The organism is Mesorhizobium huakuii (assembly GCF_030160235.1).
Lineage (GTDB): Bacteria > Pseudomonadota > Alphaproteobacteria > Rhizobiales > Rhizobiaceae > Mesorhizobium > Mesorhizobium huakuii.
Genome location: NZ_BSNY01000017.1, coordinates 12,216 through 29,443, shown reverse-complemented (window position 1 = coordinate 29,443; position 17,228 = coordinate 12,216). Strand labels below are relative to the sequence as shown.

The 17,228-nt window shown below is 61.7% G+C and carries 20 protein-coding genes and 3 tRNA genes; 9 read left to right on the top strand and 14 right to left on the bottom strand.

The genetic code is table 11. The annotated features are described in order from the left end of the window. Positions 1-63: 63 nt before the first annotated feature. On the bottom strand, positions 64-1,668 hold the full coding sequence (locus QQK95_RS08145) for a COG3904 family protein (protein WP_284270815.1): 1,605 nt from the start codon (positions 1,666-1,668) through the stop codon (positions 64-66). 216 nt (positions 1,669-1,884) lie between these two features. Next, the gene (gene tuf / locus QQK95_RS08140; protein WP_010909256.1) at positions 1,885-3,060 is read right to left on the bottom strand and encodes an elongation factor Tu; all 1,176 of its coding nucleotides are present in this window, start codon (positions 3,058-3,060) and stop codon (positions 1,885-1,887) included. A 294-nt stretch (positions 3,061-3,354) separates the two neighbouring features. On the opposite strand from tuf, the gene QQK95_RS08135 reads away from it, so the two are divergent. Continuing rightward, on the top strand, positions 3,355-4,242 hold the full coding sequence (locus QQK95_RS08135) for a DMT family transporter (RefSeq protein WP_284270808.1): 888 nt from the start codon (positions 3,355-3,357) through the stop codon (positions 4,240-4,242). 111 nt (positions 4,243-4,353) lie between these two features. After that, entirely contained in the window at positions 4,354-4,491 is a 138-nt protein-coding gene (locus QQK95_RS08130) for a hypothetical protein (RefSeq protein WP_284270806.1), read from the top strand. A 62-nt stretch (positions 4,492-4,553) separates the two neighbouring features. Here QQK95_RS08130 and QQK95_RS08125 read toward each other — a convergent pair whose 3' ends face one another. Then, complete coding sequence (locus QQK95_RS08125) at positions 4,554-4,811, bottom strand: GlsB/YeaQ/YmgE family stress response membrane protein (RefSeq protein WP_284270804.1); 258 nt, start codon at positions 4,809-4,811, stop codon at positions 4,554-4,556. Positions 4,812-4,941: 130 nt separating this feature from the next. Between QQK95_RS08125 and QQK95_RS08120 the strand changes: the two genes are divergently transcribed. Beyond that, complete coding sequence (locus QQK95_RS08120) at positions 4,942-5,391, top strand: YidB family protein (RefSeq protein WP_284270802.1); 450 nt, start codon at positions 4,942-4,944, stop codon at positions 5,389-5,391. 79 nt (positions 5,392-5,470) lie between these two features. Here QQK95_RS08120 and QQK95_RS08115 read toward each other — a convergent pair. Together QQK95_RS08115 and QQK95_RS08110 are read right to left on the bottom strand one after the other, a co-directional pair. Beyond that, positions 5,471-5,544, bottom strand: a tRNA-Gly gene (locus QQK95_RS08115). Positions 5,545-5,634: 90 nt separating this feature from the next. Further along, a tRNA-Tyr gene (locus QQK95_RS08110) sits at positions 5,635-5,719 on the bottom strand. Between the two features lie 203 nt (positions 5,720-5,922). Here QQK95_RS08110 and QQK95_RS08105 point away from each other — a divergent pair. Further along, positions 5,923-6,771 carry a TrmH family RNA methyltransferase gene (locus QQK95_RS08105; protein WP_284270799.1) on the top strand — a complete coding sequence of 283 codons (849 nt, stop codon included), beginning with the start codon at positions 5,923-5,925 and terminating at the stop codon, positions 6,769-6,771. A 95-nt stretch (positions 6,772-6,866) separates the two neighbouring features. On the opposite strand, the gene QQK95_RS08100 is transcribed toward QQK95_RS08105, so the two are convergent. The 3 genes from QQK95_RS08100 to gcl form a co-directional block, all read right to left on the bottom strand. Next, positions 6,867-7,784 (bottom strand): 2-hydroxy-3-oxopropionate reductase, encoded by a 918-nt coding sequence (locus QQK95_RS08100; RefSeq protein ID WP_284270797.1) that lies wholly within the window; start codon positions 7,782-7,784, stop codon positions 6,867-6,869. 106 nt (positions 7,785-7,890) lie between these two features. Then, complete coding sequence (gene hyi / locus QQK95_RS08095) at positions 7,891-8,688, bottom strand: hydroxypyruvate isomerase (protein ID WP_284270795.1); 798 nt, start codon at positions 8,686-8,688, stop codon at positions 7,891-7,893. A gap of 10 nt (positions 8,689-8,698) precedes the next feature. Beyond that, on the bottom strand, positions 8,699-10,480 hold the full coding sequence (gene gcl / locus QQK95_RS08090) for a glyoxylate carboligase (protein ID WP_284270793.1): 1,782 nt from the start codon (positions 10,478-10,480) through the stop codon (positions 8,699-8,701). Between the two features lie 213 nt (positions 10,481-10,693). On the opposite strand from gcl, the gene bhcR reads away from it, so the two are divergent. Both bhcR and QQK95_RS08080 read left to right on the top strand, forming a co-directional pair. After that, positions 10,694-11,515, top strand: coding sequence for an HTH-type transcriptional regulator BhcR (gene bhcR, locus QQK95_RS08085; RefSeq protein WP_284270791.1), 822 nt, complete (start codon positions 10,694-10,696; stop codon positions 11,513-11,515). A gap of 135 nt (positions 11,516-11,650) precedes the next feature. Further along, positions 11,651-12,067: a hypothetical protein gene (locus tag QQK95_RS08080; protein ID WP_284270789.1), complete on the top strand. Its 417-nt coding sequence runs from the start codon at positions 11,651-11,653 to the stop codon at positions 12,065-12,067. Between the two features lie 83 nt (positions 12,068-12,150). Here the strand turns inward: QQK95_RS08080 and QQK95_RS08075 are convergent, their stop codons facing one another. From QQK95_RS08075 to QQK95_RS08065, 3 genes are all read right to left on the bottom strand, one after another. Further along, the gene (locus tag QQK95_RS08075; RefSeq protein WP_027045656.1) at positions 12,151-12,456 is read right to left on the bottom strand and encodes a BA14K family protein; all 306 of its coding nucleotides are present in this window, start codon (positions 12,454-12,456) and stop codon (positions 12,151-12,153) included. A gap of 185 nt (positions 12,457-12,641) precedes the next feature. Beyond that, on the bottom strand, positions 12,642-12,842 hold the full coding sequence (locus tag QQK95_RS08070) for a hypothetical protein (protein ID WP_284270784.1): 201 nt from the start codon (positions 12,840-12,842) through the stop codon (positions 12,642-12,644). 204 nt (positions 12,843-13,046) lie between these two features. Continuing rightward, complete coding sequence (locus QQK95_RS08065; RefSeq protein WP_284270782.1) at positions 13,047-13,214, bottom strand: hypothetical protein; 168 nt, start codon at positions 13,212-13,214, stop codon at positions 13,047-13,049. A 157-nt stretch (positions 13,215-13,371) separates the two neighbouring features. Between QQK95_RS08065 and QQK95_RS08060 the strand changes: the two genes are divergently transcribed. Further along, positions 13,372-13,447 (top strand) — tRNA-Thr (locus tag QQK95_RS08060). A gap of 236 nt (positions 13,448-13,683) precedes the next feature. Here the strand turns inward: QQK95_RS08060 and QQK95_RS08055 are convergent. Beyond that, positions 13,684-13,926 (bottom strand): hypothetical protein, encoded by a 243-nt coding sequence (locus tag QQK95_RS08055; protein ID WP_284270780.1) that lies wholly within the window; start codon positions 13,924-13,926, stop codon positions 13,684-13,686. Then, the gene (locus QQK95_RS08050; RefSeq protein WP_284270777.1) at positions 13,916-14,299 is read right to left on the bottom strand and encodes a hypothetical protein; all 384 of its coding nucleotides are present in this window, start codon (positions 14,297-14,299) and stop codon (positions 13,916-13,918) included. The genes QQK95_RS08055 and QQK95_RS08050 overlap by 11 nt, the downstream gene beginning before the upstream one ends. A gap of 621 nt (positions 14,300-14,920) precedes the next feature. Between QQK95_RS08050 and QQK95_RS08045 the strand changes: the two genes are divergently transcribed. After that, a complete protein-coding gene (locus QQK95_RS08045) occupies positions 14,921-16,435 on the top strand; it encodes a TadE/TadG family type IV pilus assembly protein (RefSeq protein ID WP_284270775.1) in 1,515 nt (504 codons plus the stop codon). Continuing rightward, on the top strand, positions 16,432-16,728 hold the full coding sequence (locus tag QQK95_RS08040) for a hypothetical protein (protein ID WP_284270773.1): 297 nt from the start codon (positions 16,432-16,434) through the stop codon (positions 16,726-16,728). Before QQK95_RS08045 ends, QQK95_RS08040 begins: the two co-directional genes overlap by 4 nt. Here the strand turns inward: QQK95_RS08040 and QQK95_RS08035 are convergent. After that, complete coding sequence (locus QQK95_RS08035) at positions 16,725-17,216, bottom strand: hypothetical protein (protein ID WP_284270771.1); 492 nt, start codon at positions 17,214-17,216, stop codon at positions 16,725-16,727. The two genes, QQK95_RS08040 and QQK95_RS08035, sit on opposite strands and share 4 nt — an antisense overlap. Positions 17,217-17,228 lie beyond the last annotated feature (12 nt).

The following is a 17,228-nucleotide window of genomic DNA, read 5'->3' as shown; positions in this document are numbered from 1 at the left end:
CGACGATAGCGGAAAGATCGAAGACATCTCAACCTGCCTCGATGGCCAGTTTCCGAAGCCGAGCTACAGCCTCGCGGGCGCGTCGGCCGCCGCATTGGCAGGCGGCAGGCCGCGGCAATTGTCGGGCCTGGGAACAGCCTTGCAGATCGTGGCGCCGGTCAGTGCGTCGACCGATTGCGGTCCCGTTGTCAGTCCCGCCTTCAGCATGATGTCCGGTTCAAGCTGCTGCTCGGCCGACCGCCCCGCGATCGTTCTGAACAGAGCGGGACCGATCGCCATCTCCTCGAGATACGCCTTGACCATCTGCTTCTGTCCCATCGAGTACAGGCTGAGCCGAGCCTGCGGACCGACAAGCCTTCTCGCACCGCCGGCAAGCATCAGCGCACAGGCCGAATCGCATTCGACGCCCGCATCGATGCTCAACCCGGCATAGGCGCCCTCCTTGGCCAGGCAATTCCATGCCCCTGGGTCGCAATCGACGAAATCGGTCCGGCCCACGGCGACGTCGAGCTTCCTCTCGCGGACAAGCCGGCCCGCGGCCAGCGCGCCGGACAGGTCGCCGCCCCGCGAGCTGATCACGACGGGCAGGCGCCGATTGCCAAGCGTGGCGAGCAATTGGCGCAACTTCTGCGGCGTCTGGCTCGTGATCGCGCCTTCCGCCGATATCCATTCCGGACAGTCGGGATTGCACAGCGGATTGCTACCGCGAACCACGACAAAGCGCATCTCCGCACCGGCCTTCGCGGTTTCCGGTCCAACCGGCACGACATCCCTGGGCTTGGCGATCGCAGCGGCCGATGGCGTCGCATCGTTTGCAGGGCTCGGTGTCTTCCGGCAATTCGCGGCAGGCTGTTGCGGCGCGCACAGGCTGGCGGAGGTCAACAGATCCACCGCGTCGCGGCTGGTCACCAACTTCATCGTCAGCATATCGTCGAGCGCGATCTGGCGGATGTCGCTGGCCGGCGTGGCCTTCATCATCTCAAGCACGCCGTCGCCTATCCCCATCTCCTTCAGATAGGCCGATAGCGTTTTCTCGACCGCCTTGCTCATCTCATAGGTCTTGTAGCTGCCCGCGTTCTTGCGGCTGACGACCTTGGTGCTGATGATCTTCTTCCTACCGTTTACGATACGGTAGGTGGTCCGGTAGAGCAGCTTTTCGCGCTTGTAGGTGGTGGTGATCTGGTGGACGCCGAGATAGGCGAAATCTCCGACCACGCGGCGGACACCGCCGGAAAACATCAGCGGACAGGCAGAATTGCACATGGCCCCATCGTCAAAAGCCATGCCGAAATAGTCTGCAGCCCTGCCCTTGTTGTCGCTGCAATCCTTCGCCTCCGGCTGGCAGCCGGAAAAAACCGTCACGCCGACGGCGATATCGAGCTTGTTCTTGCGGATCATCCTGCCAAGTGCGAGTGCGGCATCGACATTGCCGCCGGGCGAGCTGACGACGACAGGCAGTTGCCGTCCCTTGAGCGTTTTGAGCGTGCGTTTGAAGAGCGACGGCGTGTCCGCCGCGATCGTGCCTTCAGCCGATATCCATTCCGGACAGTTGGGCTCGCAGCCCGGCGCATTGCTGCGCACGACAACGAAGCGCATCGGCGGGATGTCCAGCGACTGCTCCTGGGCCCGCGCCGCCGAGACAGGCAGGACCGCGGCGACCAACAGCATGAGACGGACCAGTGCCCGCAACCGCCACCCCTTCTCGCCGAAACAGCGCCCTGGAACCACTCTTTCGCAAAGCTCCCTCAATGCAACCTATACTAGTTGCCGTGGTGGCGCTTGCAACAGGGTGGGCACGGTTCCGATGTCACGCAGTTACGCAAACGAAAAAGGGCGGCCGAAGACCGCCCTTTCCCTAGTCGATCCGGCCAATGCCGGTGTCGATTATTCCTTGATGGTGACGACGATGCCGGCACCGACGGTGCGGCCGCCTTCACGGATGGCGAAGCGCAGCTTCTCTTCCATGGCGATCGGCACGATCAGCTCGACATCGACCGTGATGTTGTCGCCAGGCATCACCATCTCGGTGCCAGCCGGCAGCGACACGATGCCGGTCACGTCCGTCGTGCGGAAGTAGAACTGCGGACGGTAGTTGGTGAAGAACGGCGTGTGACGGCCACCTTCGTCCTTGGTCAGGATGTAGGCTTCGGCCACGAACTTCTTGTGCGGCTTCACCGTGCCGGGCTTCGCCAGAACCTGGCCACGCTCGACACCTTCACGATCAACGCCACGCAGCAGCGCGCCGATGTTGTCGCCAGCCTGGCCCTGATCGAGCAGCTTGCGGAACATTTCAACGCCCGTGCAGGTCGTCTTGGTCGTCGGACGGATGCCGATGATCTCCAGCTCCTCGCCGACCTTGACCACGCCGCGCTCGACGCGGCCGGTCACGACCGTGCCGCGGCCCGAGATCGAGAACACGTCTTCGATCGGCATCAGGAACGGCTTGTCGAGCGGACGAACAGGCGTCGGGATGTAGGCGTCGACCTGAGCCATCAGCTCGCGGATCGCGTCCTCGCCGATCGTCTTGTTCGAATCTTCAAGCGCCGCCAGCGCCGAACCCTTGACGATCGGAATGTCGTCGCCGGGGAACTCGTTCTTCGACAGAAGCTCGCGAACCTCGAGCTCGACCAGTTCGAGCAGCTCGGCGTCGTCGACCTGGTCGACCTTGTTCAGGAACACCACGATCGACGGCACGCCGACCTGACGGGCAAGCAGGATGTGCTCGCGGGTCTGCGGCATCGGGCCGTCGGCGGCCGACACGACCAGGATCGCGCCGTCCATCTGCGCGGCGCCGGTGATCATGTTCTTCACATAGTCGGCGTGGCCGGGGCAGTCGACGTGGGCATAGTGACGGTTGGCCGTCTCGTATTCGACGTGAGCCGTCGAGATCGTGATGCCGCGTGCCTTCTCTTCCGGCGCCGCATCGATCTGGTCGTAGCGCTTGTACTCGCCAAAATACTTCGTGATCGCCGCCGTCAGCGACGTCTTGCCATGGTCAACGTGACCAATCGTGCCGATGTTCACATGAGGCTTAGTGCGCTCGAATTTACCTTTTGCCATAGTCTCTTTCCTTGGACGGCCTTGACCTTCAGTTCAGTCGAATGCGGGGCGATTAGCGACAAAGGCCAAAAAACACAAGCGTCTTTTGGCCGGGTGCCGTCTCACTCAGTCCGAACCTTAGATCCGATTGCGGGGAGATGGCACTGATATAGGAAGGCGATGGAGGAAATGGAATGGCTGACAGGCCGATCGATCGAGGCCTGCATCTCATGTCCTTGCCGGCCAATTCCTGTCTCGATCACGGCCAGTTGATGGCCCATTGCGGCGGCCACCGAGGTCTGATCTCCTGACCCCATGCAATTCATCCCCGTCTCAATCCGCGGCCCGCTGTTCATGATCATCTCGACCGGCTCGTACCTGGTCAACGATACGATGATGAAACTCGCGACCGCGGGGCTGCCGTCCTACGAGGTGCTGTTCCTGCGCGGCGTGGCGGCAGCGCTTTGGGGCTTCCCGCTGTTGTTCCTGCTGGGCTACGGCAAACAGATCCCGCTGATCTTCGACGGCCATGTGCTGCGCAGGAACCTGCTCGAGCTGGCGGCGATCCTCTGCTACGTCGTGGCGCTCGCCAACATGCAGATCGCGGATTCCACGGCGCTTGGACAAATCACGCCGCTGCTGATGCTGGTCGGCTCGTCGATCCTGTTTGGCGAGCGCATCGGCGGCCAGCGGATGGCGCTGATCGGGCTCGGCTTCATCGGCGCGCTGATGGTGGCGCAGCCGACCATGGAAGGTATTTCGATCTACGCCCTGCTGGCGCTCGGCAACGCGGCGCTGTCGGCCGCGCGCGACCTTGCCGGGAGGCGTGTCGCCGCTGAGGTGCCAGGGATGATCGTGGCGATTTCCGCCGTGGTGGTGGTACTGATGGGCGCCGGTGCGGCGCATCTGGCGTCCGAGCGCTGGGTGATGCCCGAAGCACGCCATTTGCTGCTGCTGGCCGGCGCCGGTCTTTTCCTGATCTTCGGCCATTTCTTCATCTTCATGGCCTATCGCGTCGGGCCGACCAGCGCGGTGGCGCCATTCTATTACTGCTTCACCGTCTGGGCCGTCATTTCGGGCCTGCTGGTGTTCGGCCAGTTCCCCAATGCATTGGCGGTCTGCGGCATCCTGCTGGTGGTGGCCAGCGGCCTGACCATCGTGTCGCTGGACCAGCGCAAGCGCCGGCTGACCGTCGTCGCCTAGCATCGGCGGCCGAGCGCCTGTTTCCAATGTTGCGGAGGCCAGACCGATCGTCTATTCGGCGATGTATCGTCTTTCCACGACGCCATGATCAATCAGCCAAGGGAGCTTCCCATGACCGATCTTGACCAGAACAAGAACTCCGACGCCGAGCACAAGGCGGCCATTCGCAAGTCGCTGGTCGGCTGGGCGGTGTTCATCGCCGGAACGCTGATCTTCTTCGCCGCGGCCGATGCAGTGCTGATGCCATAGGCAAGCCCGAAGCGGGTCTTGCCTCAGTACAAATTCAAAAATTCAGACGATGCGACCGGCGCTTAGAGCGTCCGCCTTCCGCTGAACTGATGGTAGGCCCACAGCACGACTATCGCGCCAACCACCGCGACGATCAGGCTGGAGATGTTGAGACCGGTGACACCCACGCCAAAGAGCCGGCTGCAAATCACGCCGCCGACGATGGCGCCGACAATACCGAGCACGATATCCATGATCAGCCCTTCGCCGGTCTTGTTGACGATCTTGCTGCCCAGGAAGCCGGCGATGGCGCCGAGAATGATCCAGCTGATGATACCCATTTTTTCCTCTCCATCCCTCGCCATCGCGACATTTTCATATGATTGTCAAAAGCTCAAGCCAGCTTGAAATTCCGCCCGGATGCGCCATTCTTGGAGGCGGGCTAGGCTTGGTCGAGATGGAGGATCCACTATGGGACTTTTTGACAATGCCGTTCCCGGCGGCAACATCACCAAACCGCTGATGATCGCGCTCGGCGCGTTGCTGGTCGGAAAGATGCTGAGCGGCAGAAGTGCCGAACAGCCGGATCAGCCTCAAACACCGGTGCCGGCCGACCCTGCCGCCAGTGACGGCGGACTGCTCGGAGGACTGGGTGGCCTGCTCGGCAGGCTCAAGGACGCCGGCCACGGCAATGTCGCCGATTCCTGGGTCGGCACAGGGCAGAACCAGTCGATCAACGCCAATGATCTCGGAGCCGCGCTTGGGCCGCAAGTCATCCGCGAGATCGCGCAGCGTACTGGAATGGACGAGGGGGAACTCCTCAAGCAGCTGTCCACCGCCTTGCCCGGCATCGTCGACAAACTGACCCCGAACGGTCAGGTGCCTCAGCAACACCAGGTGGCTTCCGCGTTCAACAGCTGACGCGGCGTACGTTGATGTCCTGAAGCGCTGCGCGCTTTGTCGGGCAGTGTTTCGGTTTGCCGATTGTGGGATGAAAGTCTGGAGCGGGTAGCGGGAATCGAACCCGCATATTCAGCTTGGAAGGCTGCTGCTCTACCACTGAGCTATACCCGCGCCTTGCACTGAAGTATCGGATTCGCCCGAAAAGCGCCATGCACTTTTCGGCCCGATGCTTTTCTCGTTTCAGGGCTTCCGGGCCGGCAGTGGTGGAGAGGGTTGGATTCGAACCAACGTAGGCTAAGCCAACGGATTTACAGTCCGTCCCCTTTAACCACTCGGGCACCTCTCCAGTCTGCCGCCGGAGCCATGCAACGAGGCATTCTTGCCGATCCCGAAGCCCGAGTTGGATATCTTCTCCGAAATCAGCGAAGCGCCTTATGGCGGCAAGGCCAGTGGGTGTCAACCGCACTGGGAAGGGTTTTTCGATGTTGTTCGCCGGCTGCGGCGACGGGCCATATCCTTGGTCACGCGAGACAGCTATAGAAGCCGGCCATGAGCAACAAGACCAATACCCCCAAAGACACCCATTACGCCAAGCTGCGCCGCGCACACCGCGATGAGAAGAGCGGCGGCGCGCCGGCATTCCGGCCCCGCCTGCCTGTGCCGCCCGGCGAGAACGCCGCCGACGGCCTGGTGCGACTTTATGGCCTGCACACCGTGCGGGCGGCGCTCGACAATCCGCGCCGCAAGATTCGCAAAATGCTGGTGACCCGCAATGCGGCCGAGCGCCTGGAGATAGAAGATCTCGCCGCCCTGCCCTTCAAGGCGGAGCTGGTCGAACCCAGGGACATCGACAAGATCACCGGGTCGGACGCCGTGCACCAGGGCGTGCTGATCGAGGCGGAGCCGTTGAAGCCCAAGCGCCTCGACGCGCTTGGCGACACAAGGCTGGTGCTGGTGCTCGACCAGGTCACCGATCCGCACAATGTCGGCGCCATCCTGCGCTCGGCGGTCGCCTTCGGCGCCGGCGCGCTGATCACCACCGCGCGCCACAGCCCGCAGGAATCGGGCGTGCTGGCGAAATCCGCCTCCGGCGCACTGGAACATATCGACCAGATCGAGGTGAAGAACCTCGCCGACGCGCTCGGGCAGCTGCATGAGGCCGGCTTCCAGACCATCGGGCTTGATTCGGATGGGCCGGCTGAACTCGAAACCAGCTTTGCCGGCGACAGGATAGCGCTGGTGCTCGGCGCCGAAGGCAAGGGCCTGCGCCAGAAGACGCGTGAGACGGTGACGACGCTGGCGCGGCTCGACATGCCCGGCGCCATCCGCTCGCTCAATGTGTCGAATGCAGCGGCGATCAGCCTTTATGCCGCTAGGGCATTCTTGAAGCGCGGCTAAGCCGGAAGCGCTCTGCCAAGAAAACAAGAAACGGGTTCCAGCGACAGCGCGGGAAGAGGTGGCGGCTTGGGAACGTTGCGCCGCCCTCTCCCGGCCTATGCCGCTTTGCCTTTCACCTCGGTCACTTCGCCGCCGACCTCGAAATTCGCCATCCGCTCCAGCGCCCTGACCAAAGCCGAATGATCTTCCTTGGCGCCGCCGTTGGCCGCGCAGGAATTGAACAGCTGCTGCGTGGTCGAGGTGTTGGGCAGCGAGACGCTGAGTGCCTTGGCGCCTTCCAGTGCCAGGTTGAGGTCCTTCTGGTGCAGTTCGATGCGGAAACCCGGCGCGAAGGTGCGCTTGACCATGCGCTCGCCATGCACTTCGAGGATGCGTGACGCCGCCAGCCCGCCCATCAAGGCTTGCCGGACCTTGGCCGGATCAGCGCCGGCTTTCGAAGCAAAAACAAGCGCTTCGGCGACGGCTTCAATGGTCAACGCGACGACGATCTGGTTGGCGACCTTGGTGGTCTGGCCGACGCCGTTGGGCCCGACCAGAGTGATGTTCTTGCCCATCTTCTCGAAGACGGGTCTTGCGCGCTCGAAAGGCTTTTCCTCGCCGCCGACCATGATGGTGAGCGACGCCGCCTTGGCGCCGACCTCGCCGCCGGAAACCGGCGCGTCAAGATAGTCGCAGCCGAGCTCGTTGATTTTCTTGGCGAAAACCTTGGTTTCGATCGGCGAGATCGAGCTCATGTCGATGACCAGCTTGCCCTTGGTCAGGCCCGATGCCACGCCATTGTCGCCGAACAGCACATCGGCCACTTGCGGCGTATCGGGCACCATGGTGATGATAATGTCGGCCGCCTTGGCGACGGCGGCGTGTCCGGAGACTGGCTTCAGGCCCTTGGCGACGAGATCCGCCGGCGGCTTTGAGCGATGGTCGCTGGCGATGACCTTATAGCCGGCATCCAGCAGATGTCCCGCCATCGGCGCGCCCATGATGCCGAGGCCGATGAAACCGATGGTTTCCATTGTGGTTCTCCAAAGAATCTTGGCTCGAATTTATCGGAAGGTGGCGCTGCCCCTCATCCGCCTGCCGGCACCTTCTCCCCGTATAGAGACGGGGAGAAGGAAGCTCTCAGGCCGCCGCGCTGCCCTGTCCGGTCAGGTCCCGAAACCAACCCAACCCTGCCTCGGTGCCGGCCTTCGGCTTGTATTCCGCGCCGATCCAGCCGGAATAGCCGATGCGGTCGATGTGGTCGTAGAGGAAGGGATAATTGATCTCGCCCGTTCCCGGCTCGTGACGGCCGGGATTGTCCGCAAGCTGGATATGCGCGATGCGGCTAAGGTTTGCCTCGATTTTACGGGCGAGATCCCCCTCCATGATCTGCATGTGATAAATGTCGTATTGCAGGAACAGGTTTTTCGAGCCGACACGGTCGATCAGCGCCAGCGCCTGGTCCGAGTAATTTAGGAAAAAGCCCGGAATGTCGCGCGTGTTGATCGGCTCGATCAAAAGCCGGATGCCGGCCTGCTCCAGCTTTTCCGCCGCAAAGGCGAGGTTTTCGGCGAAAACATCCTCGAGCACCTTGCGGTCGACGCCCGCCGGCGCGATGCCGGCCAGGCAATTGACCTGCTGGCAGCCGAGCGCCTGTGCGTAGGTGATCGCCTTGGCGATCCCCTGGCGGAATTCCGGCACGCGGTCCGGCTGCACGGCGATGCCGCGCTCGCCCTTGGCCCAGTCGCCGGCCGGCAGGTTGAACAGCACCTGCGTCAGGCCGTTCTTCTTCAGCCTCGCGGCCACCACCTCCGGTGCATGGTCATAGGGACCGATATATTCGACGCCCTTGAAGCCCGCGCGGGCGGCTGCGTCGAAGCGGTCGAGGAAATCATGCTCGCCAAAGAGCATCGATAGATTGGCTGAAAAACGCGGCATTCTTTTTCTCCTAATCGAGCATCACGATCGCGGTAGGCGCGTCTTCCTGATTTTCGGCAAGTTCCTCGAATTCGGTGATCTTGTCGATCTCGGTGCCCATCGAGATGTTGGTGACGCGCTCCAGGATGAATTCGAGCACGACCGGAACCCGGTGCTCCTTCATCAGCCGCTGCGCCTGCTTGAAGGCGCCAGCGAACTCTTCCGGCTTGCGCACCCGGATCGCCTTGCAGCCCATGGCCTCGGCAACGGCGACATGGTCGACGCCATAGCCCGCCTCTGGATCGCCCGATCGGTTGATGTTCTCGAAGGCAAGGCTCACCTCATAATCCATCGAGAAGCCACGCTGCGCCTGGCGGATCAGGCCGAGATAGGCGTTGTTCACGACGACATGGATGTAAGGCAGCTTATGCTGCGCGCCGACCGCCAGTTCCTCGATCATGAACTGGAAGTCATAGTCGCCCGACAGCGCCACGATGGTGCGGTCGGGATCGGCGGCGCGCACGCCAAGCGCTGCCGGCAGCGTCCAGCCGAGCGGGCCGGCCTGGCCGCAATTGATCCAGTTGCGCGGCTTGTAGACATGCAGGAACTGCGCACCGGCGATCTGCGACAGGCCGATCGTGGTGACATAGGTGACATCGCGGCCGAAGGCCTTGTTCATCTCCTCATAGACACGCTGCGGCTTCAGCGGCACCTGATCGAAATGCGTCTTGCGCTTCATCGTCTTCTTGCGGGCCTGGCATTCCTTGGCCCAGCCCGACCAGTCGCGCAGCCTGCCCGCCGTCTTCCACTCGGTGGCGACGTCGAGCAGGATCTTCAGGGCCGCACCCGCATCCGAGACGACGCCGAGGTCCGGCGCGAAGACACGGCCGATCTGCGTCGGCTCGATGTCGACATGGATGAACTTCTTGCCCTTGGTGTAGACATCGACCGAGCCGGTGTGACGGTTGGCCCAGCGGTTGCCGATACCGAAGACGAAATCGGCTTCCAGCATCGTCGCGTTGCCGTAGCGGTGCGAGGTCTGCAGGCCGCACATGCCGGCCATCAGCCGGTGGTCGTCGGGGATCGCGCCCCAGCCCATCAGCGTCGGGATGACCGGAACGCCTGATATCTCCGCGAATTCGATCAGCAGGTCGGATGCATCGGCATTGATGATGCCGCCGCCGGCGACGATCAACGGCTTTTCCGCCGCGTTGAGCATCGCCAGCGCCTTTTCGGCCTGGGCGCGGGTCATCGCCGGCTTGAACGGCGCCAGCGGCTCATAGGCGTCGATGTCGAACTCGATCTCGGCCAGTTGCACGTCGACCGGCAGGTCGATCAGCACCGGACCGGGCCGCGACGAGCGCATGAGGTGAAACGCCTTCTGCAGCGCCATCGGCACGAGATAAGGCTCCATAACGGTGACCGCCCATTTGGCGACCGGTGCGGCGATGGCGGCGATGTCGACGGCCTGGAAATCCTCCTTGTTCAGCCGTGCACGCGGCGCCTGGCCGGTGATGCACAGGATCGGGATGGAATCGGCTGCCGCAGAATAAAGCCCGGTGATCATGTCGGTGCCGGCCGGCCCCGAAGTGCCGATGCAGAGCCCGATATTGCCAGCCTTAGCGCGGGTATAGCCTTCGGCCATGTGCGAGGCGCCCTCGACGTGGCGGGCAAGGACATGGCGTATCGTGCCCCTCGCCTTCAACGCCGAATAGAGCGGATTGATCGCCGCGCCCGGCACGCCGAACGCGCAGGAGATGCCTTCCTTTTCGAGAACGAGAACCGCCGCATCGACAGCGCGCATCCTGGCCATTTTCCGGCCCTCCACTTGGGTTGTCATTGTTGGATGGCCGATGATCTCAGCAAGCCGGCTATTTTTCAATTTTTTCAGAATATTTTTTCATTTCGAGAAAACGGCCACTATCTGCTGATTTTATTGGATTTTCGGTTTTCCAGGAATTTAGCGCCTCGCCACAATGAAAAACTTTTTCATTGTATGTTTGGAGAAATCGGCGAAACTGGCGTCATGGAAACCACTGAAAAACGCCAGCGCGGCCGGCCGCGTGCTTTCAACGGGCCTGCCGAAGCCAGTTCGGTGCAGTCGCTCGACCGGGCCTTGCGCATCCTGGCCATTGTCGCCGAGGGCAGCGGCCTGTCGCTGAGCGAGATATCGGCGCAGAGCGGCCTTGCCGCCTCCACCGCCTACCGCATGCTGACGACACTCGAGAACCACGGCATGGTCGAGTTCGACACGTCAGACCAGTTGTGGTCGATCGGCGTCGAGACCTACCGCATGGGTGCGGCCTTCCTGCGCCGCCGCAAACTGGTCGACCGCGCCCGCATCGTCATGCAGGAGCTGATGGAAAGAACCGGCGAGACCGCCAATCTCGGCGTCGCCGAGGATGATTGCGTGGTGTTCGTCAGCCAGGTCGAGACGCACCAGGCGATCCGCGCCTTCTTCCGCCCGGGCACGCGCAGCCCTTTTCACGCCTCCGGCATCGGCAAGGCGGTGCTGGCGCATCTCGAGCCGGAGCGCGTTGGGACCATCCTGCGCAAAGCGGGCCTGCAGCGCTTCACCGACAAGACGCTGTCCGAGATCCCTGCCCTCGCCCACGATCTGGCCGTCATCAAGCAGCGCGGCTGGTCGGTGGATGACGAAGAGCGACACCCCGGCATGCGCTGCGTGGCGGCCGCCATCTTCAACGAGTTCGGCGAGCCGATCGGCGGCGTTTCCGTATCGGGGCCGACCGTGCGGGTGACGCCGGAGCGGCTGGCCGAGATCGGGCCGATGGTGCGCACTGCCGCGGCCGAGGTGACCCGGATGATCGGCGGCGCGCAAGCCGGCTGATCAGCCTGCCCCTGGCAGCGCGCTCCTGGTCGCAATATCGAAGAAATCGAGCCGTATGGCCATGCCGGCAACGCAAGCGCCAGCCGCATGGGCTACGTCTTGCCGTCGCGTTCGAATGCATGCGAAAGGGCGCGGATGAGGAAAACGGTTCAGCTTCTGCTTGTCGCTTCGCTTTACGGATGCGTGGCGACGACACCTCGGCCCGATGCCGGCGACCAGCGCGTCGATCCCATTCCGTTCTCGCTCGCGCTCGAGGAGGTCGTCATCACCGGCATTCGTCAGCGCTTGCCGGATCCTGCTTCGGCCAGGCTCGGAAGGACGCTTGCCGGCGAGCGGACACTGAACGGCCGCAAGGAGATCGTGGCCTGCGGCTTCGTCAGCGGCAAGACTGCGGCCGGCGGCCCTGGCGGCGACCAAGCCTTCATCGCCAGGATCTACCCGGATTCGGCAAGCAGCTTCGAGCTCGTCGCCATGGGTGGCGCTTCGGAAACGAGGCGCCTCGTCGATAGCACCTGCCGCGCAGCCGGGCTGCCGATTTCCGATTCTGCCTGAACACGCAACTGTAAGTATTTGTGAGACAACGAAAAGGGGCCCGCGCGAGCCCCTTTTTCTTTTGCTGAGACAATCCCCTCCTCTCAAAGCCGGCAATAGTGGCTGTAGCCGTCGCGGCCGATGTAGGTGTCGGAGTCCGGATCGTAGCTCGAGTAGCGATCGAAGCAGCGACGGACGTGCCAGGAACCGCCGTCTTCGTCGACATAGACGGTACGCGGGGGCTGCTGGGCAAGCAGGCTGCCAAGGACGAACCCGCCGACGCCAGCGGCGATGCCGATGCCGAGGTCGTGGTGATGCGAATGAGCCGCCGAAGGCTGAACGGTGCCGACCAACGTGGTGGCGGCGACGGTGGTGGCGATGAGGCCGGAAACGAGTGTGCGCTTGAACATGATGATCTCCTTGCTTCGTTGACCGAGGCGATCCATCCGCCTCTTGATCATCTGTCGTCGCGGCAACGAAAAAGGTTCGAAGCTTCTTTGATCTTTTTTTGGAGGCTGTCGGTTCCTGGCTGCGGGCCACGGAAAATGCAAAAGGGCGGCCGAGGCCGCCCTTCGCACGCAACAGGCCCTTGGCATCAAAGGATGATAACCACCCTGCCATGGTGATGATGACGGTGATGATGGTGGTGGTACCACCAGTAGTCGCCATAGTCGTCGTCGTAGTAATGATGGTGATGATGCATACCGTAAGCCGACGACGTCTGAACCGTGGCGGCCAGCGCGCCTGTGGCGACGAAAACGGCTACGAGAGCGGAAGTGAGCATGCGCTTGAACATGATGATCTCCTGGATCCTTGACCGAGGCGACCATTCGCCTCTGGAGATCAGTCGGCGCGGCCTGTCAAAAGGTTCGAAAGGTCGAGGAGGTTTTTCAGAGGTAGGCAGTAGGCAGTAGGCAGTAGGCAGTAGGCAGTAGTGAAATGGCACCATCCAGATACGAACGACGCAATTCCCTATTCCTACTGCCTACTGCCAATTCCCTCACCCCATCCCCGTGATATGCCGAAGCCAGAAGGCGAGCGCGATGAAACCGATGATCGTGGTCACGCCGGTCCAGTCGACATCGGCCTTCCTGACGTCGCTGATGAGCTTCACCAGCAGCATCCAAGCGATGACAACGAGGGGCAGAATGATGACGAGCCTGATCATGCGACACTCCAGTCCGAAGCGATTGCATCTCACCATCATGTAGGAAGCCCGCTCGCGGATTTCAGCAGGGGCCGGCGGCGGCGTCATCCACCGCCGGGGTAACCGAAAACGGAGTTTTGTCTTTACTGGCGTACGAAATATGCTACCGGAGCGCCGTGCCCTTGTAGCTCAGCTGGTAGAGCAGCGGTTTTGTAAACCGAAGGTCGGCGGTTCGATTCCGTCCGGGGGCACCAGCAAAATCAATCACTTACGTCACCTTTCCCTGCCGTCAACCTAATGACATTTGGCCCCCGGGTAACGTTTCGGGTAACAGAATCGTGATTCCAACTAAAAGCCCGCCACCGTGAGGCAGCGGGCCACATCCTCCACAATGGCGGATTTCAGCTTCCGGCAATGAGGCGCTGCGCGATCCAACCAGCAAGCACTGTTCCCATGAACATGATGTCGAGCGTCGTCATGATCGCCCGCTTCAGTTCATCGGCGAGTGGCTTTCGCCCAACACCCGCGCTCTCGCCTGCCGGCCCGCCATCTCCTGCGCGACCGTCAACAGCGCCTCCTGCGTGATGATGAACTTGGCCACGCAGATTTTCTCCTGGCCGTCATAGGCGAAAAAACAGACGCGAAACAGGTTGGCTGAAACTTCATCGACGCGGCCGACGCCTTGAACGAACGTATCGAGGATGACGACGGGCTCCTGCATGTCAGAGCGCATAGCGTCCTCCTTTGGTCAGGTCGACGCCGGCAGTGGTCATAACGGCCAGAGCACGGCTGGCTGGGGATGGGATTGTCTCCCATGTCCCACGCGGGTCGCCGCGCAACGGAAAGTGGAACCAGCTTGCATGAGTGTTGCACGGCACTGACCGCGCGCATTCGTGATGGTTCTGCCCGGGGAAGATATCGCGCATCAGCATCAGGCGCTCAAAATGTAGCCATTCCGAATAGGCGTACAGAAGATCGACCCGACTAATGTTCGGCTCGGTGGCCTTGGCTACCACCAGACCCACGGGAAGCGCTACAGCAGCTCCCACGGCCGGAATAGAGGCGATTGCGCCGAAGGCGGCGCGGCGTGTCATTGCGTTGGTCATTGGTCTTTCTCGCGGTTCGAACCGGCCGTTCAAAGCCGGCGGAAAGCATTTCCTGAGGAAACAGTTTCCTATATCGGCGGACGGCGCCGAAGCCGGGGGTTGAACACTGGCCGCGAGACCAGTCAGAACGCCTTTAGGCTTTCGCCCTGGACATTGACGATCTGCCCCCGGCCGCGATATCGTGGCCGAAGTCAGTCGCCCGCTAAGGCGGCTATGCGCGCAAGCAGCCCGCCAAGGCCGCCGAACGCGCCTCAGCAGAGCCTACGACGCCAATCGTGGTGTTCTGCAGTATCGCGGTCAGGGTGTTCAAACCCGCGGTCAAGTTCCGCTTATTCGTTGGTTTCGTCAAGCACTCCCCGAAAGGGAGCTGGCTTGCGTTTATCCCATGGCGGGTCCGGTCCTGTCCCCGTGGGCGCCGGCACCCTGGCGCTTCTTCGGCTTAGGCTTCTCCGCGCCTTCCCCGATCAGCTACCGGAAGAGTGCTCAAGAATATATAGCCGGATATGCCGCAACCAACCGCGAAATAACCTTGCTGATTAACAGTGCCTTGCAAGGGATGGCAAAGGGGGCTTATTGTCCTTCAACGGGGAACTATTTGCGGCATGGCTTGGGGGATTTGCTATGCTCAGAATCTTGCGCGAATTCTGGAATGACCAACGCGGCGTCGCCTTGCTGTTGGTTGCGATTATGCTACCGGTACTCATCGGCTTTTCATTGCTGGCCATAGACATGAGCCGGGCTACGGGCCTTCACCAACAACTGCAAAAGGGTATAGACGCCATCGCTCTGGCCGCCGCTGCCGAACTTGATGGCAAATCAGATTCGATCACGCGGGCCAACCTCGCCGTGACGACCCTTATTGCCAATCAAACCCTATATTCGGACGTGGCCGGTCATACACTCGTTCCAGCCGATGTGACCATCACGTATTTGACCGGAATACCAGCTAGCGACGACATCACCTTGACCTCCGCTGGCGTCGATGCCGGCGGCGTGAACTGGGCCAGCATCGATCCAAAAGCGGTGGCTTTTGCCGAAGTGACTATAAACGCATCCGGCCTGGCGAAGGGCGCCGGGGCATTCACAACCATCTTTCCTGCAAGCCTGGTCGGCAGCACCGACACAATGGACATTCGACCACAGGCTGTCGCCGGGTTCGTTCAGTCTATCTGTGAAACCGTGCCGATCTTCATGTGCAACCCATTTGAGACAACCGATCCGTCAACCAGCAAGACAATCCAGCAGGCGTTCGCGTCTGGCGATACCTACAGCCGCGAATTCCGCGTCCTGAAGGTCGACAGCAACCCTGGTCCTGGCAATTTCGGATTGATCGATAACAACCTGAGTTCATTGCGCGATGCCATCGCGATCGGCACCTCTGGCACATGCTACAACCGCAATGCGCTCACCACCAAGACCGGCGTGACCCTGGGCCAGGTGAATACCGGCCTCAATGTCCGGTTCGATCTCTATAGCGGATCGCTGAACAAGAACAACAAGGACTTCAACTATCGGCCTGCCACCAATGTTCGCAAGGGTCAGAAAACCGGCTGTAGCAAATACGATCCGGTGGCGGACAACACTGCGCTCCCTCTCCCGCCAGGAACAAACTACGTTGACGCAAAGGGAATGTCGGACAAAATAGCATCGCAAGGCTTTTGGTCGAGCTACTGGCAAATCAATCACGGCACGGCATATCCGAACGTCCCAAGCGCCACCAACCCGACCGGCTCCAAGACCGCACCAGCTTCCCGATATGACGTCTACAAATACGAGATTTCTAGCGGGTTCGTCGGTGATAAGTCATTGGCGCCGACCAAGGAAACCGGCATCCCGTCCTGCTACAAGGGTAACGCCCCGACCGCAGATCCAGACCGCCGGCTTCTAAACATGGCGATCGTCAACTGCATAGCCAACCAGAGCGCGTTGAACGGGCATGTTTCCATTAAGCCTGACGGATACGCGAGCGTCTTCCTCAACATGCCGATCCAGAAACAGGACAACACAAAGGATCCCGAGGATCCCTCAGCTGGCGAGAAGCCGATCAGCCTCGAAATCGTGGACGTCGACGGCGGCTTTGCCAATAACACCCTCGTAGATAAAGCTTTCCGCAACGAGGCGCAGCTATATCGATGAGACAACTGGCTCTGGCCTTTCTGCTGATCTCCAACCCTGCGGCCGCAGAGATGTCTGTGACGGGCTGCAATGCACTAAGCGATTCTGCCGGCGCGGCTGCGTTGCAGCTGCGATCTACGGTCGCGGTCGTCAAGGGTGTGGCTTTCCATGAAGCAGTGCCGATGATGCCGACAAGCGCAAGAGACGAGGCGGCGGACCTCGAAGATGCGAGGATTGGCGCTGAATCAGCACTTCGCGAATATGCGCTGTCTCTGGAGGCATTTGCGAAAGCGATCAAGAATTGCGGTAACTAGGCCGCTTGTCGGCCGGCCCGCTTCTCGTCTTCGCTGATGCTGGCCTTCCGCATCTTGCCTTGACCGGGCTGCTTGAAGGCGCCCATCGGCGCCGACCTGAGCCGGCGGGCGTAGAGGTAGATCATCCCCGCAAGCGCGTGCCGTTGATGGACCACGCCGCGGAGTTCATTCACCATGGCCATGATCGGCCCAAGGGGCAGTTCATCGAACATCTCGAGCAGTGCCGTGGTCTTTCCCTCGACCAGATCGGGACAGGCCCGCAGCAGGTCGCTGATGGCCCACAGGCTCGTTTCGTCGATCAGGGCCTGATTGCCCCGGCCCTCGGCCAGGATGCAAAGGACGAGCCGCGCGTGCTCGACGCCATGGCGATCGATGATCCGGCGGATAGTGCCCACGGCCCGGGTCTCGCCGGGCTGGGGATACAGATGCGCGCCGACGATCTTGATGTCGAACTCTCGGCAGAGCTCCGCCACGCGCGGATCTGCCACGGCGCAGGTTCT

What these genes read in the sequence shown, in the direction of transcription:
- gcl (WP_284270793.1), bottom strand. Translation starts at nt 10,480, where the DNA reads ATGGCCAGGATGCGCGCTGTCGATGCGGCGGTTCTCGTTCTCGAAAAG.
- QQK95_RS08065 (WP_284270782.1), bottom strand. Translation starts at nt 13,214, where the DNA reads ATGATCAGGCTCGTCATCATTCTGCCCCTCGTTGTCATCGCTTGGATG.
- hyi (WP_284270795.1), bottom strand. Translation starts at nt 8,688, where the DNA reads ATGCCGCGTTTTTCAGCCAATCTATCGATGCTCTTTGGCGAGCATGAT.
- QQK95_RS08105 (WP_284270799.1), top strand. Translation starts at nt 5,923, where the DNA reads ATGAGCAACAAGACCAATACCCCCAAAGACACCCATTACGCCAAGCTG.
- QQK95_RS08120 (WP_284270802.1), top strand. Translation starts at nt 4,942, where the DNA reads ATGGGACTTTTTGACAATGCCGTTCCCGGCGGCAACATCACCAAACCG.
- QQK95_RS08135 (WP_284270808.1), top strand. Translation starts at nt 3,355, where the DNA reads ATGCAATTCATCCCCGTCTCAATCCGCGGCCCGCTGTTCATGATCATC.
- QQK95_RS08145 (WP_284270815.1), bottom strand. Translation starts at nt 1,668, where the DNA reads ATGCTGTTGGTCGCCGCGGTCCTGCCTGTCTCGGCGGCGCGGGCCCAG.
- QQK95_RS08080 (WP_284270789.1), top strand. Translation starts at nt 11,651, where the DNA reads ATGAGGAAAACGGTTCAGCTTCTGCTTGTCGCTTCGCTTTACGGATGC.
- QQK95_RS08075 (WP_027045656.1), bottom strand. Translation starts at nt 12,456, where the DNA reads ATGTTCAAGCGCACACTCGTTTCCGGCCTCATCGCCACCACCGTCGCC.
- QQK95_RS08130 (WP_284270806.1), top strand. Translation starts at nt 4,354, where the DNA reads ATGACCGATCTTGACCAGAACAAGAACTCCGACGCCGAGCACAAGGCG.
- QQK95_RS08050 (WP_284270777.1), bottom strand. Translation starts at nt 14,299, where the DNA reads ATGACCAACGCAATGACACGCCGCGCCGCCTTCGGCGCAATCGCCTCT.
- tuf (WP_010909256.1), bottom strand. Translation starts at nt 3,060, where the DNA reads ATGGCAAAAGGTAAATTCGAGCGCACTAAGCCTCATGTGAACATCGGC.
- bhcR (WP_284270791.1), top strand. Translation starts at nt 10,694, where the DNA reads ATGGAAACCACTGAAAAACGCCAGCGCGGCCGGCCGCGTGCTTTCAAC.
- QQK95_RS08100 (WP_284270797.1), bottom strand. Translation starts at nt 7,784, where the DNA reads ATGGAAACCATCGGTTTCATCGGCCTCGGCATCATGGGCGCGCCGATG.
- QQK95_RS08125 (WP_284270804.1), bottom strand. Translation starts at nt 4,811, where the DNA reads ATGGGTATCATCAGCTGGATCATTCTCGGCGCCATCGCCGGCTTCCTG.
- QQK95_RS08055 (WP_284270780.1), bottom strand. Translation starts at nt 13,926, where the DNA reads ATGCGCTCTGACATGCAGGAGCCCGTCGTCATCCTCGATACGTTCGTT.
- QQK95_RS08070 (WP_284270784.1), bottom strand. Translation starts at nt 12,842, where the DNA reads ATGTTCAAGCGCATGCTCACTTCCGCTCTCGTAGCCGTTTTCGTCGCC.
- QQK95_RS08040 (WP_284270773.1), top strand. Translation starts at nt 16,432, where the DNA reads ATGAGACAACTGGCTCTGGCCTTTCTGCTGATCTCCAACCCTGCGGCC.
- QQK95_RS08045 (WP_284270775.1), top strand. Translation starts at nt 14,921, where the DNA reads ATGCTCAGAATCTTGCGCGAATTCTGGAATGACCAACGCGGCGTCGCC.